The following is a 17960-nucleotide window of genomic DNA, read 5'->3' as shown; positions in this document are numbered from 1 at the left end:
CGCCGCATGTCGCTCCTTTCGCCTCGCCGCCGGGGGACGCACGTCGTTCGACGGCTACGGCGTCGCCGTCCCGAACGGGTCGCCATACGGGTCGAACGGTTCGTGGACCCCGTACGGGTCCGATGGGGACGGGCTCGGTACGGGATCCTCGCAGACCTTGAACTTGCCGGCATAACGGCAGCCGGGCGCGAGCTCGTCCGACCCGCCGCCGCACGCCCATGCCAGGCCGAGGACCGCGACGACGAGGCCGACGACCAGCGCCGGATGGGCGCCCTTCCGGCCCGGCCGACTCGGGTTCTGCATCGTGAAGTCATCAACCCTTCAGGGTGCCGCTGACACCACCGGCCTCCCCGTCATGAAGGCGGCAGCACACCGGCGCGCACGAACCATGATGGCGGTTTCCCCATGTCATGAACGTGGTGTCGAAGCCTACGACCGGAGGGAAAGGTTCGGTAGCCGTCCGCCTCGGCAGGGAGTGCGGAAAACTCATGCGGATGCGCGGCGACCGACTGCCCGACCGCGGCGATCTCCACGTTCCAGTACTTCATGCCGCTGCCGGTCGAAGGACCGCGTGCGCATGCGAGGGGCCCCGGCGATCGGATGACCGTCGGGGCCCCTCGTGTCCCGCGCGGGGCCGACGGGGCGTCGGCGCCGCGCGGCCGCTCAGTCGAGGTCGAGGCCCGATGCCTCCAGCAGGGCGTTCAGTTCGGCGTTGATGTCGTCCACCGAACGCTCCTCCTCGGCCGGTGCGATCGGCAGGGTGGCGACCGCCGCGGTGCCGGGACCCTCCTGCCGGGCCAGTTCGACGAGCTGCTCCAGCAGTCCGCTGCGGTGGATCCGGTCGGCGGAGAGCTGTTCGAGGACCCAGCCGAGTACGGACTCGGGGTCCTCGGCCCCGGACGCGCCGTCCCCGGGCGTGCCGGTCGCGGGGACCTCCGTGGGCAGGTCCATCCGGCCGAGTACCAGCCGTGCGATGTGGTCGGGGGTCGGATAGTCGAAGGCGAGCGTCGCGGGCAGGGAGATGCCGCTCTCGGCCGACAGGCGGCGTCGCAGCTCGACCGCCATCAGGGAGTCGAGCCCCAGGTCCTTGAGGACCTGCTGCGGCGAGAGCGAACCGCCCCCGCTCACCCCGAGCACGGTGGCGACCTCGCTCAGCACCATCTCCGTCACGAGGTCCTGGCGCCGGTCCTCGGGCGCGGCCAGCAGTCGTTCGCGCAGGCCGGCCGGGCTCGTCGCCGTGTCGGCCGAGGGCGCCCGGCGCAGTCGCCGGCGTACGAGCGCACGGAACAGGGCGGGGACGTCCTGGCCCTGTTCCGCCGCCCGCCGTACGGCCCGCAGGTCGAGCTTCACGGGGACGAAGTTGTCGGCGGGGCGGGCGAGCACCGCGTCGAGGAGGGCCAGGCCCTGGTCGAAGGGGAGCGGGGCGATGCCCTGGCGGCGCATGCGTTCCAGTTCCACCGCGCCCAGGTGCGAGGTCATGCCCACGCCCGCCTGGTGCCACAGCCCCCAGGCGAGGGCGGTTGCCGGGCGGCCCTCCGCCCGTCGCCGGGCGGCGAAGGCGTCGAGGTAGGTGTTGGCCGCGCCGTAGATGCTCTGGCCCGCCGTGCCGACGGTGCCGGCCGCGGAGGAGAAGAGGACGAAGGCGGCGAGGTCGAGGTCCCGGGTGAGTTCGTCCAGGAAGAGGGCGCCCTTCACCTTGGGTGCCATCACGCGGGAGAGTCTCTCCGCATCCTGGCCGAGAAGGACGCCGTCGTCCAGAATTCCCGCGAGGTGCAGGACAGCCGTCCAAGGCCGGCCCTCCTCAGCAAGACCGAGCACCTGCGCCACGTCATCTCTCCGAGCGACATCACAGGCCACCACACGTACGCATCGCGCACCTTCCTCTTCGAGTTCGTGGATGAGTTCCGCGGCTCCGGGGGCTTCGGCACCGCGCCGCGAGGTCAGCACCAGGTGGCGGACGCCGTGGTGGCGTACGAGGTGCCGGGCGGTCTCGCGGCCGAGTTCGCCGGTGCCGCCGGTGATCAGCACCGTGCCCTCGGGGTCGAGCGGCCGTGCGGCGGCCTCGTCGTCCGGGGCGGCCCCGCGCACCAGGCGGGCGGCGAGCACCTCGCCCGCGCGGACCGCGAGTTCGGGTTCGCCGGTGACGGCGAGGGCGCGGGCGAGCGCGTCCCCGTCCGCGTCGTCCGGGCCGAGGTCGATCAGGCGGAGGCCCCGCTCGGGGTGCTCGGCGCGGGCGGACCGGATGAGTCCCCACAGCGGTGCGTACGGCAGCCCGTCGAGCCGGTCGCCCGGGGCCGCGGCGACGCTGCCGCGGGTGACCCAGACGAGTTCCGTCGAGTCGAGCCGGTCGTCGGACAGCAGTTCCTGGAGCTGCGCGAGGACGTACTCGGTCGCCTTGTAGGCGGCCTCGGGCTCGCTGTAGAAGGGCGGCCGGCCGGTCGTGTCGACGACGACGCGGGCGGGTGCCCGCCGGCCGGAGTCGAGCAGGGCGGTCAGCGCGTCGATGTCGGACAGGGTCGGTACGCCGATGAGGGCGGCCAGTTCGCCGGTGCCGGTCAGCACGGCGTCGGCGACCGCGCCCTGCGGGGCGGGGGCCGTCACCGGCTGGAACTCCAGGCGGTGGAGGCCGTCGGCGCCGGTGTTGCGCGCGGCGCGGAGCTGTTCGGCGGTGGCCCGCCGGAGGTGGAGCGCACCGATGCGTACGACGGGTTCGCCCGTGGCGTCGGCGGCCCGGACCCGGATCTCCTGTCCGGCCTCGGAGGCTTCGACGTCGATGCGGACGCGCAGCTCGGCGCTGCCCGCCGCGTACAGCTCGACATCGCTCCACTCGAAGGGCAGCAGCGCCCCTTCCGGTTCCCCCGCGCCCTGTGCGGGGGTCGCCCCCTTCATGATGTGCAGGGCCGTGTCGAGGAGCGCGGGGTGCAGGTTGTACTCGGCCCCGGCCGCGGACCCGGTGGGCGCGGTGGCGGACCCGGTGGACCCCGCGGTCCCGGGCAGGCGGACGATGCCGTACGCGGTGTCGCCCTTGCGCCACAGCTCGGTCAGACCCCGGAAGGCGGGGCCGTAGTCGATGCCCTGGGCGCCGAACCGGTCGTAGAACCCGTCGAGGTCGACCCGCTCGGCGCCGGCCACCGGCCACCGGCACAGTTCCGCGAAGTCGTCCGGGGCCGGACCGGCCGGCTCCTCGCGCAGTTCGCCGCTCGCGTGGCGGGTCCAGTCGTCCTGCGTGTCGTCGGGGCGGCTGTGGATCGTGAGGGAGCGGCGGCCGTTCGCGCCGGGCGCGCCGACCGTGATCTGTATCCGCACCGCCTCGTCGATCACCAGCGGCTCGGCCAGGGTCAGTTCGGCCACCCCGTCGGCGCCCGCCTCGTGGGCGGCGGCGGTGGCCAGTTCCAGCAGGCCCGTGCCGGGAACGATGACGGTTCCGAAGACCGTGTGGTCCTTCAGCCACGGCTGATCGGTGAGGGAGAGCCTTCCGGTGAACAAGTGGCCTTCGCCGTCGGCGAGTTCGGTCACCGCGCCCAGCCAGGGGTGCGGCGAGGTCTCCAGGCCCAGCGATCCGGCGTCACCGGTGGCCTTCGGAACGGGCAGCCAGTAGTGCTCGCGCTGGAAGGCGTACGTGGGCAGGTTGAGCAGGGCGCCGGCGTCCGGGGCGAGGCCGAGGGCCCGGTCCCAGTCGAGCTGGTGCCCCTGGACGTGCAACAGGCCCAGATTGCGCAGGAGTTGAGCCGCACTGCCGTTCCGTCGCGCGAGGGAGCCGACGACGATCCCGCCCCGCTCCGCGCTGCCGTCGGTCAGCGGCATGGACAGCACCGGGTGCGCGGAGATCTCCACGAACACGGTGTGACCGTCGTCGAGGAGCTTGTTCAGGGCGCGGTCGAAGCGGACGGGCTCACGCAGGTTGCGGCACCAGTACGTACCGTCCAGATCCGTGCCGTCGGACACCGCCCCCGTCACCGTGGAGTAGAACGCCAGGTCCGCACGGCGCGGGACCAGACCCTCGAAGCCCGAGGCGAGATCCGGCAGCAGCGGGTCCATCTGGGCGTTGTGGGAGGCGTAGTCCACATTGATCTTGCGGGCGTAGACCTCCTTCTCCTGGAGCTCCGCCACGATCTGCTCGATCGCGTCGGCCTGTCCGGAGATGATCGTGGAGCCTGCGGTGTTGACCGCGGCGACCGAGAGGGCATCCCCGTACGGGGCGAGGAACTCCTCGACCGCCGCGACCGGGCGCTCGATCAACGCCATGCCGCCCTGCCCGGCGCAGGCCAGCACGGCCTGCGAGCGCTGGGCGACGATCTGCGCCCCCTGCTCCAGAGCGAGAGCACCGCTCACCACCGCGGCCACCACCTCGCCCTGCGAGTGACCCACCACGGCCGCCGGCTCCATACCCAGCGAACGCCACAGCGCGGACAGGGCCACCCCCATCGCGAACAGCGCGGGCTGGACCACGTCCACCCGGTCGAACGGCGGATGCTCCCCCTCCTCACCCGCCAGCACCTCACGCACCGACCAGCCCGTGAACGGCAACAGCGCCGCATCACACGCATCCACCGTCTGCGCGAACACCTCACTGGATTCCAGGAGTTCACGGCCCATGCCGACCCACTGCGAGCCCTGGCCCGGGTAGACGAAGACGACCTTCCCACGGCGCTCGGCGCTGCCGGTGACCACCGCGTCGTGCGAACGGCCCTCGGCCAGTGCCTCCAGCGCCTCCACCAGCCCGGCCGCGTCCGACGCCACCACACTGGCCCGCGACTCGAAGTGCGAACGATGACGGGCCGCCGTCACCGCCACATCCGCCAGGCGGACGTCCTCACCACCGGAGAGCCAGGACGCCCAGCGCCCCGCCTGCTCCCGCAGCGCCGCCTCGTCACGCCCCGACACCACAACCGGGAAGACACCCTCACCGACGGCTCCGACGGCCGGTTCCGCCAACGGCGGCTCCTCCACGATGACGTGCGCGTTCGTCCCGCTCAGACCGAACGACGACACACCCGCACGCCGCACCCGCCCCTCTTCCCGCTCCCACGGTGTGAGTTCGTCGACCACCCGTACCGGCAGGTCGTCCCAGGCGATGTTCGGGTTGCGCGGCGAGCTGTACCGGGTGCCGGGGAGGGCGTCCTTCCTGAAGGAGGCGAGCATCTTGCAGACACCGGCGATGCCGGCCGCCGACTCCAGGTGGCCGATGACGCTCTTCGCCGTACCGAGTCCGAGTTCCCGGCCCGGCTCGCGGCCCTCCCCGTACACGGCGGCCAGCGCCTGCACCTCGATCGGGTCGCCCAGCGACGTCCCCGTGCCGTGGCACTCGACGTAGTCGACGTCCTCGGTGGACAGGCCGGCCGAGCGGAGGGCGGCTCGGATGACCTTCTGCTGGGAGGAGCCGTTGGGGGCGGTGATGCCGCTGCTGGCGCCGTCGTGGTTGATGGCCGTGGCCCGGATGACGCCCAGTACCGTGCGGTTCTGCTCGATCGCGTCGGAGAGCCGCATGACGGCGATCACGCCGACGCCCTCGCCGCGCCCGTACCCGTCCGCCTCGGCCGAGAACGCCTTGCTGCGGCCGTCCGGGGAGAGGGCGTGCGAGCGGCTGAGGGCGATGAACGCGCCGGGGTCCGTGAGGACCTGGACGCCGCCCGCGAGCGCCAGTTCGCACTCGTCGTTGCGCAGCGCCTCGCAGGCCAGGTGCAGGGCCACCAGCGACGAGGAGCACGCGGTGTCGATGGACAGGGCGGGGCCCTGGAGCCCGAGGTGGTAGGAGAGGCGGCCCGCGTTGAAGCTCGGCAGGGTGCCGGTCAGGGTGTACGTGTCCGGAGCGCCGTTCGGGCGGTACTTGCCGTACTCGCCCACGCCGGCGCCCACGAAGACGCCGGTGCGGGAGTCGCGCAGCTCGCGCGGGCGGATGCCGGCGTTCTCCAGGGAGTTCCAGGCGGCCTCCAGGAGCAGCCGGTGCTGGGGGTCCATCGGTTCGGCCTCGCGCGGCGAGATGCCGAAGAAGGCCGCGTCGAAGTGGGCCACGTCGTCGAGGAAGGAGGCGTGGCGGGCGTAGGTCCGGCCCTCGGCGTCCGGGTCCGGGTCGTAGAACGCGTCGATGTCGAAGCGGTCGGCCGGTACCTGACGCACCGTGTCGCGGCCCTCGGCGAGCACGTCCCAGAGGCTGTCGAGGTCGTGGGCGTCGCCCGGCATGCGCAGGCCGACGCCGACGACGGCGAGCGGTTCGTCGGTGCGGTGGGCGGCGCCGGCGGCGGAGGTGTCGGTGAGGGCGGGGGTGAGTTCGCCGAGCAGCCACCGTGCGGCGGCCGCCAGGTTCGGGTGGTCGAAGATCAGGGTCTTGGGTGTGATGACGCCGGTGCGCTTCTGTACGCGCACGCTGAGGTCGACGGCCATCATCGAGTCGAAGCCCAGGTCCTTGAAGCCGCGCTCGGGGTCGAGCGAGGCGGGGTTCTCGGCGCCGAGCACCGCCGCCGCCTCGACGGCGAGCAGGGATCGCAGGTGGTTCTCGCGGGCGTCCTCGGCCAGGGCGAGCAGGGTGGTGCGCAGGGGGTTGGCCTGCTCGGCGGGGGTGTCCGCGACCGCCGCGCGGGCCTCGGGGACCTCGTGCAGGAAGGGGCGGTCGCGGCCCTCGGTGTACGCGGCGGCGGCCCGGGGCCAGTCGATGCCGGCGACGACGGTCGAGCCGCCGCGGTCGAGTGCCGTGTCGAGGGCGTCCAGGGCTCGTTCGGCGGGCATGGGTTCGAGGCCGATGCGGCGCAGTTGGCTCTCGGCGGCGCCGTGGGTCATGCCGCCGTCGGCCCAGGGGCCCCAGCCGATGGAGACGGCGGGCAGGCCCTCGGCCCGGCGTCCGGCGGCGAGTGCGTCCAGGGCGGTGTTGGCCATGGCGTAGTTGGCCTGGCCGATGTTGCCGAGGGTGCCGACGACCGACGAGTACAGGACGAAGGCGTCGAGGTCGCGGTCGCGGGTGAGTTCGTGCAGGTGGGTGGCGGCGGTGAGCTTGGGGGCGGCCACGGCGGCGAGGGCTTCGGCGTCCAGGCGGTCGATGAGCCGGTCGTCGAGGACGCCCGCGGTGTGGAAGACGGCGCGCAGCGGCGCCTCGTCGCGGTCGAGCGCGGTGAGGAGTTCGTCCAGCTGCCGCCGGTCGGTGACGTCGCAGGAGGCGAGGGTCACGCGGGTGCCCGCGGCTTCGAGTGCGGCGGTGAGTTCGGTGGCGCCCTCGGCGTCGGGGCCTCGCCGGGACACGAGGACGAGGTGTTCGGCGCCGCGTTCGGCGAGGCGGTGGGCCAGGTGGGCGGCGAGTGCGCCGCTGCCGCCGGTGATCAGGACGGTGCCCCGGGGGGTCCAGGGCCGTGCGGCCGCCGGTGCGGTACCCGTACGGCGCAGCCTGCGCACGAGACGTTCGGCGGGGCGCAGCGCGACGTGTTCCTCCGCGCCCGGGGTGCCGTGCGCGGCGAGGGTGGCCAGGAGTCGGCGGACCGTCGCCGGGTCGGGTTCGGCGGGCAGGTCGACGAGTCCGCCCCAGCGGTTGGCGTGTTCGAGGGCCACCACATGGCCCAGTCCCCAGGCGAGGGCCTGGGCGGGGGCGGGGGCGGGGTCCGTGTCGTGGGCGTGGACGGCGCCCCGGGTCACGAACCACAGCGGGGCCCGTACCGAGGTGTCGCCCAGTGCCTGTACGAGCGCGAGGCTCCGGGCGGCGCCCGTGGTCACGGCGGGGTGGTCGGGGTGCGGGGCGGTGTCGGCGGCGGTGAGGGCGAGGATGCCGCGCAGCGGTTCGTCGCCGAGTTCCGCGATCAGGTCGCCGATCGACGCGGCGTACGCGGCGCGGTCGGTGCCGGAGTCCGTGTCCGTGCCGGTACCGGAGTCCGTGTCCGTGTCGGCGGTCAGGAGGTGCGGGGAGGCGCCCGCGCCGGTCAGGGCCTCGGCCAGTTCTCCGGCGAGGCTCTGTGCGGCGGCGGGGGCGACGATCAGCCAGTGGCCGCGCGGCAGCGGTGCGGTGCGGGCCACCGGGGAGGGCTGCCAGGTCTCCTCGTAGCTCCAGTCGGCGACTTCGCCGGCCCTGTCCTGCTGTTCGCGCCAGGTGGCGAGGTAGGGCAGGAGGGTGGCGACGGCGGAGCTGTCGGTCACGCCGAGGAGTTCGGAGACGCGTGCGCTCTCTCCGCTGCCGACGGCCTGCCACAGGGCGTCGTCGGCGTGCGGGCGTCCGTGGCCGGTGTTCTTCCCGGCCTTCGGTTCGATCCAGTAGTGCTTGCGTCGGAAGGCATACGTGGGCAGGTCCACGGCCGTCCCGTCGGGCAGGACCCCGTCCCAGGTGATGTCCTGCCCGGACACATGGAGCTCGCCCAAAGCCCGCAGCAGGGAACGGACCTCGTCGACCGGCTCGTCCGTGCCGCGGGGGGTGCGCTGCGAGGCGGTGAACACCGCTTCGTTCTCCACGCATCCCGCGCCCATCGCCGACAGCACACCCGCCGGACCGCACTCCAGATACCGCGACACCCCGGACCGTTCCAGGCACCGCACCGCGTCCAGGAACCGCACCCCGTCGCGCACCTGACGCACCCAGTACCCCGGATCGGCCAGCTCCCGACCCGACACCACCCCACCCGTCACCGTCGACACCAACGTGATCTCCGGGACGTGGAACACACAGCTCTCCACGACCTCCCGGTACGCGTCGAGCATCGAGTCCATGTGCGGCGAGTGGAAGGCGTGCGACACCTCCAGCCGACGCGTCCGCCTCCCCATCCCCGCGAAGTGCTCCACCACCGCGTCCACCGCGGCCCCATCACCACTGACGACCGTCTGCGCCGGACCGTTCAGCCCCGCCACCGACACCCGCCCCACCACACCCGCCAAAACCTCCACCACCTCCGGCTCCGACGCCTCCACCGACGCCATCGCCCCACCCCGCTCACACCCCTGCATCAACCGCCCACGCGCCGCCACCAACCGCGCCGCATCCTCCAGGCTCAACACCCCCGCCACATGGGCGGCGGCCACCTCACCCACCGAATGCCCCGCCACCGCACCCGGCACCACACCCCACGACTCCCACAACCGGAACAACGCCACACCCACCGCGAACAACCCCGGCTGCGTGAACTCCGTCTCATGCACCAACACCGCGTCCGCACTGTCCTCGGGAGCGAAGACCACCGCGGCCAACGGCACCCTCAGATGCGGCTCCAGCGCCGCGCACACCTCGTCGAACGCCTCCCGGAACACCGGGAACGCCCCGTACAACTGACGGCCCATCGCAATCCGCTGACTGCCCTGGCCCGTGAACAGCACCGCAAGCTCACCGCCGACAGCAGCTCCCTCGACGACATCACGGTGTGCCCGGCCCTCCGCCAACGCCCGCAGGGCTTCCCCGGCCCGGTCGGTGGTGCTCGCCACGACGCCCGCCCGGTGCTCCAGGTGGGCTCGGTGGTGTGCGGCGCTGTAGGCGATGTCGAGCAGTTCCGCGTCGGGCCGGCCCGTCAGGTGGTCGGCGAGCCGGGCGGCGTTCTCGGCCCGTGCCTCCTCGGACTTGCCGGAAACGGTGAGGACGACGGGGGTCTTGAGCGCGGGCCTGCCGGAGCGGCCGTGGACGGCCGTCCAGCCGATGTCGTGGCCCTCGCACCACAGGCGGGCGACCAGGTCCTCCAGGCTCCGGCGGGCGGGCCGGTCGCGTCGGCAGGTGGCGAGGGCGGCGCCGCGGGTGGCGCCGAGTGCGGTGAGCGTCCGTTCCAGGGAGTGCCGGGCGACGGGGTGCGGTGCTATCTCCACGACGCTCAGTCCGTGCGCGGCGGCGGGCTCGGTGCGGGTGAGGGCGGCGACCGCCTCGGCCACCAGCATGGGGCGGCACATGTTGCGCGCCCAGTACTCGGCCCCGAGCGCGGTGCCGTCGACGAAGTCGTCGTCGACGGTCGACCAGAAGGGGACGGACGTGACGCCGGTGCGCAGGGTGCCGATGCGGCGGACGAGTTCGGGGGCGAGGTCCTCCAGCCCGGCGCTGTGGGAGGCGTAGTCGATGTTGACGCGGGCGGTGCGCACGCCGTTCTCGGAGAGTTCCCGTTCGGCGGCGGCGACGGCGTCGGTGGGGCCGGACAGGCAGACCTGGTCGGGTGCGAGGTGTCCGGCGACGGAGAGCCCGTGGCCGGCGGCCGGGCGGGCGGCCTCGTCGGGGGTGAGGTCGCAGACCAGGAGGGCGCCGTGGCCCGAGGCGCGTTCGGCGATCAGCGCGGACCAGGTGGTGATGAGCCGGGCGCCCTCGTCCAGCGGGAGGGCGCCCGCCACGACGGCCGCGGCCACCTCCCCGATGCTCTGGCCGAAGACGGTGTCGGGTTCCAGGCCCCAGGCGGCCAGGGTGCGGGCCAGGGCGACCTGTACGGAGAACAGGACGGGCTGGACGACGTCGGTGCGGTCGAGCCGGGAGGCGGCGGGGCCGGCGAGGAGTTCGTCGGTGACCGACCAGCCGGTGTGCTCGGCGACGGCGCGGTCGCAGTCGTCGAGGGCGGTGCGGAAGGCGTGCTCGGAGAGCAGGTCGCGGCCCATGCCGATCCACTGCGCGCCGTGGCCGGAGAAGAAGAAGGCCAGCTGGGGGCGGTCCCCGGGCCGGGTGGGGCCCGCGACGAGTTCGGCGCGGCCGGCCGGGGTCGGGGCGACGACCGCGCGGTGGGTGCCGGTGGCGTCCGGGGCCGGGTGCGGTCCGGTCGCGGTGTCCCCCGCGGTGGCGATCGCCGCGTTCAGCGCCTCCTCGGTCGCGGCGGCGAGGGGGGTGAGGCGGCGGCGGACGCAGGGGGCCTCTTCGAGGGCGACGTGGGCGTTGGTGCCGCCGAAGCCGAAGCCGCTGACGCCCGCGTAGCGGCGGCGGGCGGCGGGCCACGGGCGGCGCTCGGCGACGACGCTGAGCTTGTTGGCCTCGAAGTCGATGTGCGGGTTGGGCACGTCGAAGTGGAGGCTGGCGGGGATCTCGCCGTGGTACAGGGACAGGGCGGTCTTGAGGAGGCCGGTGACGCCGGCCGCGGGCTCCAGGTGGCCGAAGTTGGTCTTGGCGGAGCCCAGGTGCAGGGGTTCCTCGCGGCCCTCGGCGAACACCGTGCCGAGGGCTTCCGCCTCGATGGGGTCGCCGAGGAGGGTGCCGGTGCCGTGCGCCTCCACGTAGGAGACGTCCTTGGGGTCGACGTCGGCGTCCCGCCAGGCGGTGCGCACGACGTCGACCTGGGCGCGCGGGTTGGGGGCGGTGAGTCCGTTGGAGGCGCCGTCGTTGTTGACGGCGGTGCCGCGGATCACGGCGTACACGCGGTCGCCGGAGGCCAGGGCGTCGGAGAGCCTGCGCAGGACGACGGCGCCGCAGCCCTCGCCGCGCACGTAGCCGTTGGCGCCCGCGTCGAAGGCGCGGCACTGGCCGTCCGGGTTCATGCCGCCGAACTTGGTCATGGCGACGGTGGTGTTGGGGTGGAGCATGATGTTGACGCCGCCCGCCAGGGCGAGGTCGGTCTCGCCGCGGCGCAGGCTCTGCACGGCGAGGTGGGTGGCGGTGAGCGAGGAGCTGCAGGCGGTCGCGACGGCCATGGCGGGGCCCTGCAGACCCAGCGTGTAGGCGATGCGCGCCGGGATGATGGAGTTGTCCCAGCCGACGGCGGAGTGCGTCTCGATGTCGTCGGCGTCGGCGCCGGTGGCGAGGTGGTACTCCTGTGCCATCGTGCCGAAGAAGACGCCGGTGCGGGTGCCGGCGATGCCGGTGGGGACGATCCGGGCGTCCTCGAAGGCGGCCCACGCGACTTCCAGCGCCATGCGCTGCTGCGGGTCCATGTGCTTGGCCTCGGCGGGCGAGATCCGGAACAGGTCGGCGTCGAAGCCGGCGACGTCGTCGAGGAAGCCGCCCCAGCGGGTGTTCATCCGGCCGGGGGTCCGGGGGTCCGGGTCGAGCCATTCCCGGGCGTTCCAGCGGTCGGCGGGGACCTCGCGGATCGCGTCGAGCCCGTCGCACAGGCTCTCCCAGAGCGCCTCGGGCGTCTCGATGCCGCCGGGCAGCCGGCAGCCGAGGCCGACGATGGCGATGGGGTCGTTCGCGGCGGCGGGGGTCCGGCCGGTGCGCGGCGCGGCGGCGGGGAGTGCGTCCTCGCCCGCCAGGTGGGCGGCGAGCCCGGCGACGGTGGGGTACTGCCACACCACCCAGCCGGGCACGGGGCGTCCGAGGTGTTCCGACAGCACCGCCACGAGGGACAGGATCCGGACGGAGTCCAGTCCGAGGTCGCGCAGCGGCCGGTCGACGTCGACGGTTTCCGGCCGCGCGTCGAGGGCTGCCGCGACGGCGTCGCGCAGGAAGCCGGCGATGTCCTCGGCGCCCGGCAGGGGGGCGGCCACACCACTGTTCAGCTGGGCAAAGCTCATCTGCTCTTCCTTGCTCGTCGAACCGGACTTCCGGCGCGGAGGGGGACACGGGGGGCCGTCCGGACGGAGCGGCCCCCCGGTGTGTTCGGGCGGCGTCAGCGGGCGGTGCTGCTCGCGGTCTCCGGGGCGAACGGCCCCGTGCCGCCGAATTCCTGCCTGGTCTGCGAGGACAGGGAACGCGACCCGGCGATCTGCCGGTAGACCGGCACCGAGCTCGTCGGGATGCGCTCCATGGTGGTGCGGTCCACCTGGTAGAGCCCGAAGCGTGCCGAGTAGCCCGACAGCCACTCGAAGTTGTCGAGCAGGCTCCAGTGGTAGTACCCGCGGACGTCGACGCCGGCGGCGCGGGCCTGGGAGATCTGCTCCAGGGTGCGCACGATGTGCTGGGAACGGCGGGTGCCGTTCTCCGTCGCGATGCCGGACTCGCTCACCAGGAGGGGCAGCCCGCGGTAGCGGTTGCCGTACTCCTTCAGCACTCCGGCCATGCCCTGGGCGGACGCCTCGTAGTTCATCGCCGGAACGAAGTAGGACGGGTCCTTGTAGGGGAGGCAGGGCGCGGTGGTGCACAGGTCCACGTCGAGCACCGGGTAGCTCGGGTCGCCGCCGCCGGACGCTCCGGGCGCGGAGACGCCGATGCGGGCGTACAGCTGGGGGCCGAGCCAGTCGAGGGTTCCCGTCCACTCGGGGTGCTGCTCGTCGACGGTGCCGTCCAGGTCGTTGTCGAACGTTCCGCGCCACAGGGCGTCGACGAAACCGTAGTCGGTGTACTGGCGGTAGCGGTCGCGGGCCGCGATGTCGCGCGGGTCGTTGCTGATCCGGCCGTTGCGGATCGGCACGTACTCCTGGGCACCGACGGTCAGGCCGACGCTGGACGTCGCGCCGTCGCGGTCGGCGTCGACCCGGTCGGCGGACTTGATGGCCTTGTACATCGCCACGTGGGCCATGATGTAACGCCGCTGCGCCATGGTGAACTTGCTCAGGTTCGCGGTGTTCAGGTTGGCCTTGCCGGGCGGGCCGGCGCCGAAGGCGTGCGCGAAGGTCATGTAGACCATCGGCTCGTTCAGGGTGACCCACTCGTCGACCCGGTCGCCGAACCGGTCGGCGATGAGCTTGGCGAACTCGGCCATCTCCTTGACGACGAGCTCACCGCCCTGCGGGTGGTCCAGGCCGCACAGATTGGTGTCGCTCGGACCGTTCTTGCACTCGGGGTCCCGGGGGTCGTCGACCCATACGGGGTTGGCGAAGTGGTGCAGCGTGATCATCGGGCGGATGCCCTTGGCTGCGAGCGCGTCGAGCTGCTTGCCGTAGTGGTCGAGCGCCGCCTCGTCGATCTTGTTGCGCTGGGGTTCGACCCTGGACCACTCGATACCGAACCGGTACGAGTCCACGTTGAGGTCCTTGACGAGGCCGACGTCGTCGAGCGCCCGGGTGTAACCGCCCACGCCGTCGCCGACGAAGGGGCTCTTGCCGAGGCCCTCGGGGGCCGGCTTGCTCCAGAGGTACCAGTCGTTGTTCTCGTTCCGGTCCTCGATCTGCGTCGCGGAGCTGGAGACGCCGAACCGGAAGCTTCCCTTGCCCGAGGGCTGCGAGAGCGAGCCGATGCCCGGGAAGGACACCGCCTCCCCCCGGGTCCTGCCCTCTTCCACCATCGTTCTGCCCTGGGCGCTCGTACCGGGTATGAGGACCACTGCGAGCAGGGTCGCGGCCAGAGTTGTGCCTATCAGTCGTTTCACGCTGTCTTCCTCGTTGCGGAGACGGATTCATGTGGCGAGCCACCGGCTCCCCGGCGTTCGACCCGGCGGACAGAAAACACCGGCCACGTCATCCCGCGCGGGATGATGTGGCCGGTGTTGTGACGGGAGTGCTCCCTGGTCAAGTCAACAGCGGCGGACGGAACTCGCGGGATGCCACATCGACATCATCGCGCCGTCTGCTCGAGCTCGACTTGAACTCAGCGGGTGCTTCCGGTCAGGTACGACTCGACGGCGTCCGCGGCGACGGCGGGGCCGTCGACCTTGCGCATCGCCTCGCCCATCGCCCTGGTGCGGTCGGTGACGGAGGCGTCCGAGGACACCTCGTCGACCGCCTTGCGCAGGGTTTCGAGGCTGAAGTCGTCGCGGGTGAGCAGCCGGCCGAAGCCGAGCTCCTCGACGCGGAGCCCATTGGCGCGCTGCTCGCTCATCAGCGGGTTCACGATCATCGGGACGCCGTTGTAGAGCGACTCCATGACGCTGTTCATTCCGCCGTGCGTGATGAACAGATCGGCGTGGCGGAGCACGTCCAGCTGGGGAACACTGCGTCGTACGTCGAAGTTCGCGGGGAGGTCCCCGAGTTCGGCCGGGTCCATGTTGTCGCCGACGGCCATCACCACGTCCCAGCGGGAGTCCGCGAGGGCCTCGACGCAGGTCCTGAAGAACTCCGGCCAGCCGGTCGCGGCGGTGCCCAGCGAGATGAGGAGTACCGGACGGTCCTGCGACGGGCGCTGCCACGTGCCCTGGAAGGCCGACCGGTCACCGAGACACGGGCCCGCGAACACGAACCGCTCGTCGAAGGTGTGCCCGTCGTAGTGGAAGTCCCGCGGGAGGAAGATGATGCCGCGCTTCGGCGGATCCATGAAGAACTCCATGGACGTCATGCCCGGGAACCCGAGCTCAGGGAGCATCCCGTCGAGCTTGGTGACCATCTCCATGACCTTGGGGTCGGTCATCTCGGCCATGGGGAACTTGGCCTGGATGGAGAAGTGCTCGTTGACCCCGTACGACGGGAACAGCCGTACCGTCGGGATGTCCTGCTGCGCCGCGTAGAAGCGGGCACCCCACGCCATGAAGTCGTGGAGGATCACGTCGGGTCGGTTCTCCCCGTAGAAACCCTCCACCTGGCTCACCAGGGAAGTCGCTTCCTCGAGCGTCCGCAGCCCTTCGCCCGAAATCGCTTCGGGCGTGAAGGGGTTCGTGTAGTACTGACCGAATACGGAGGTGTAGCGAACGGCTTCCGCTCCCACCGCCTCAATGGCCGGAGCGAATTGATCCGTGGTGGTACAGCTGACCCGGTGCCCACGTCGAACGAGTTCTTCCACGACTCCTAGAGTCGGATTCAGATGTCCGAATGCGGGAAAGTTGAAGAACGCGATGTGGGATGTCATCGAACACCTTCTCTGAAGACGACACGAATTCCGTCGGTGGCAATCCGGCACTGTACCAGCGCCCCGGCACCGGCGCTTCCGCCAACAACTGGCGTTCCTCAGAAGGGAACGGTCATCCCGAGGGCGCCCCGCAGACTTCCCAGCTGACCGCCGTGGTAGGCGTCATGCATTTGTACCAGGGAGAGTGCGGACCCGAGCCTCCCTAGACGCTTCTTCCAGTAATCGTCAAGCGGAGCTTGAATCTCGACCGGGCACTCACGGTGCAGATCCTCCGCGCCCATCGTGGCCACGAGTTCGCGCAACCGAGCGTGAATCCGCTTGTAGAGGCCGAGCATTTCGTCCAGGGAAGGAGCCCCCTCCCAGTCGACCTTGTCGCAGTCGCCCGCCCATTTGTCGTAGAACTCAAGAGAAAGGGATATGCCGCCCTCCTGGTAAAGCCCCGAAACATAGTCCTTCGAGCACATCAGGTGGCCGAGGAACCAGAGGGCCGGCATGTGGCCCTCCGGTGCGGTGCGCGCGGTCTCGTTGTCGAAACCGTCAATGAGTTCCAGGATCATCTCGTAAGCGAGATCGAATTCCTGAAGCAGATGCGTGACCAGTGCGTCCGTCTTTTCGGGTGCCACCGCGGTGATCGTCACTTGTTCCTCCTCTGCTGGGCCAGCCTGGCCCGTACCTCGTCAAAAGTGGGAAGTGCCGGCGAGCTGCTCACCCAGCGCGTCCCCTCCCACCCGTACGCGAGCTTCTTCGTCTTGCGCACCGCGTTCATGTGCCCCTCGGACTGCAGAAAGCCCCTCAGCGCCTCCTCGTCCGTCCACACGGCCAGGGCGCGCGAACTCATCCAGCACTTCTGGGAGATGGCGAACGTCGCTGCGAGCAGGCCCTCCCGCTTCCACAGCTCCTCCAGGAGGACCCGGTTCAGCTCGGTGGCGATCTCGATCGCGCCGGGCTTGGGCCAGCCGCCGGAGGTGGCCACGACGTAGGAGTCGGGCAGCGGCCCCTTCAGCCCACCGGTTTCCGGATCGATGGCGGGACCGGTCCAGGGCACCACGATCTCGAGGTCGGACTCGTCGCACGCGGCGAATTCCTCGATGGTGGTGGGCACCGGCCGGATCTCGCTCTCGATGCTCTGCTCCACCGTCATGCCAGTGCCTCCTTGCGGCGGACCGGGAGCTGCACGAACTCGGAGATGAGCAGGCGCAGCACCAGCATCTTCGAGTCGCCGTGCAGTTCCAGGGTCGGCAGCACGGGCAGCAGGGCGCGGAACATGGCGCGCAGCTCGGTCCGTGCCAGGGCGGCCCCGATGCAGCGGTGTTCCCCGTTGCCGCCGAACGCGATGTGCCGGTTCGGGCTGCGGGTGATGTCGAAGCGGTACGGGTCGGGGAAGGTGTCCGGGTCGCGGTTGGCCGCCGGGAAGAACATGGCGACGGTCTCGCCCTTGCGGATCTTCTGGCCGCGGATCTCGGTGTCCTTCATGGCGGTGCGTGCCATCACCACGGCGACCGAGGTCCAGCGCAGGATCTCGTCCACGGCCCCATCGAGCAGGGTGGGGTCGTCGATCAACTTCTGCAACTGGTCGGGGTTCTCCAGCAGCACCTTGATGCCGCCGGCGATGGCGTTGCGCGTGGTTCCGTTGCCCGCCTGCACCAGGTTGAACAACTGGTAGGACATGTCGTGGAATTCGAGGGGGTTGCCGAGGACGGTGGCCTTCGCCAGCCGGCTCAGCACGTCGGTGCCGTTGCTGCCGCCCTCCTCCATGCGTTTCTTCGCGAGACCGGACATGTACTGGTCCAGCTCGATCATGGCGCGCATGAAGCGGGCCTGTGCCTCCTCGCCCTCCTCCTGCTTGTAGCCCTTGTGGAAGGCGGAGGCGGTGTCCTGGTGGACGCGGAAGAGGTGGTCCCAGTCCTCGCCGGGCACCCCCAGCAGTTCGAAGATGGCGGCCAGCGGGAGCCGGGCGGCGAGGTCGTGCGCCACGTCCGCGGTGCCGTGCTCGTCCAGCCGCTTCACGAAGTCGGCGACGTACGAGGTCGAGAGCTCGAAGAAGCGCTCCTCCATCGCCGCCATGGCCTTGGGCGTGAAGCAAGGGTACATGGCCTGCCGGACCTGGCGGTGCAGCGGCGCGTCCATGAAGCCGAGCCCGGCGGGGTAGTCGGCGACGTGGCCGTAGACCTGGCCGCGGCGCTCGCGCTCCGTCTCCCACGGCTCGATCTCGTCCGGGGTCTCGATCGCCGTGCGCTCGCGGCAGGAGAAGGCGTCGGTGTTGCGGGCGACCCAGGAGATGTCCTCGTGTTTGGTCAGGGCCCAGAACGGCTCGTAACCGGGGCGGTGGTACCAGTGGACGGGAGATTCCTCCCGCAGCCGGTCCCACTCCTGCCACGGGTAGCCGTTCTCGTCGTAGAACTGCTCACTCGTGATGTCGATCTCTGCGAGCGATTGCATGGCGCGCTTACCTTCC

At 71.6% G+C, this 17960-nt stretch carries 8 protein-coding genes; all 8 read right to left on the bottom strand.

The features are described 5' to 3' along the window. Positions 1-54: 54 nt before the first annotated feature. The 8 genes from ACFYW1_RS29415 to ACFYW1_RS29380 all read right to left on the bottom strand — a co-directional run bounded on the left by ACFYW1_RS29415 (position 55) and on the right by ACFYW1_RS29380 (position 17944). Positions 55-303, bottom strand: a complete 249-nt coding sequence (locus tag ACFYW1_RS29415; RefSeq protein ID WP_388999724.1) for a hypothetical protein — start codon at positions 301-303, stop codon at positions 55-57. Between the two features lie 50 nt (positions 304-353). Next, positions 354-548 carry a hypothetical protein gene (locus ACFYW1_RS29410; RefSeq protein WP_388999722.1) on the bottom strand — a complete coding sequence of 65 codons (195 nt, stop codon included), beginning with the start codon at positions 546-548 and terminating at the stop codon, positions 354-356. Positions 549-663: 115 nt separating this feature from the next. Beyond that, on the bottom strand, positions 664-12363 hold the full coding sequence (locus tag ACFYW1_RS29405; protein ID WP_388999719.1) for an SDR family NAD(P)-dependent oxidoreductase: 11700 nt from the start codon (positions 12361-12363) through the stop codon (positions 664-666). A gap of 95 nt (positions 12364-12458) precedes the next feature. Continuing rightward, positions 12459-14096 (bottom strand): glycoside hydrolase family 1 protein, encoded by a 1638-nt coding sequence (locus ACFYW1_RS29400; protein WP_388999716.1) that lies wholly within the window; start codon positions 14094-14096, stop codon positions 12459-12461. 218 nt (positions 14097-14314) lie between these two features. After that, positions 14315-15505 (bottom strand): macrolide family glycosyltransferase, encoded by a 1191-nt coding sequence (locus tag ACFYW1_RS29395; protein WP_388999713.1) that lies wholly within the window; start codon positions 15503-15505, stop codon positions 14315-14317. A 98-nt stretch (positions 15506-15603) separates the two neighbouring features. Then, on the bottom strand, positions 15604-16143 hold the full coding sequence (locus tag ACFYW1_RS29390) for a DinB family protein (protein WP_388999710.1): 540 nt from the start codon (positions 16141-16143) through the stop codon (positions 15604-15606). Then, positions 16140-16646: a hypothetical protein gene (locus ACFYW1_RS29385; protein ID WP_388999707.1), complete on the bottom strand. Its 507-nt coding sequence runs from the start codon at positions 16644-16646 to the stop codon at positions 16140-16142. The genes ACFYW1_RS29390 and ACFYW1_RS29385 overlap by 4 nt, the downstream gene beginning before the upstream one ends. Then, entirely contained in the window at positions 16643-17944 is a 1302-nt protein-coding gene (locus tag ACFYW1_RS29380) for a cytochrome P450 (protein ID WP_388999704.1), read from the bottom strand. Before ACFYW1_RS29380 ends, ACFYW1_RS29385 begins: the two co-directional genes overlap by 4 nt. Positions 17945-17960 lie beyond the last annotated feature (16 nt).

Origin of the sequence: Streptomyces sp. NPDC002669 (genome assembly GCF_042889165.1) — a bacterium.
Lineage (GTDB): Bacteria > Actinomycetota > Actinomycetes > Streptomycetales > Streptomycetaceae > Streptomyces.
This window is presented reverse-complemented; position numbering and strand designations above follow the sequence as displayed.

What these genes read in the sequence shown, in the direction of transcription:
- ACFYW1_RS29415 (WP_388999724.1), bottom strand. Translation starts at nt 303, where the DNA reads ATGCAGAACCCGAGTCGGCCGGGCCGGAAGGGCGCCCATCCGGCGCTG.
- ACFYW1_RS29410 (WP_388999722.1), bottom strand. Translation starts at nt 548, where the DNA reads ATGAAGTACTGGAACGTGGAGATCGCCGCGGTCGGGCAGTCGGTCGCC.
- ACFYW1_RS29405 (WP_388999719.1), bottom strand. Translation starts at nt 12,363, where the DNA reads ATGAGCTTTGCCCAGCTGAACAGTGGTGTGGCCGCCCCCCTGCCGGGC.
- ACFYW1_RS29395 (WP_388999713.1), bottom strand. Translation starts at nt 15,505, where the DNA reads ATGACATCCCACATCGCGTTCTTCAACTTTCCCGCATTCGGACATCTG.
- ACFYW1_RS29385 (WP_388999707.1), bottom strand. Translation starts at nt 16,646, where the DNA reads ATGACGGTGGAGCAGAGCATCGAGAGCGAGATCCGGCCGGTGCCCACC.
- ACFYW1_RS29380 (WP_388999704.1), bottom strand. Translation starts at nt 17,944, where the DNA reads ATGCAATCGCTCGCAGAGATCGACATCACGAGTGAGCAGTTCTACGAC.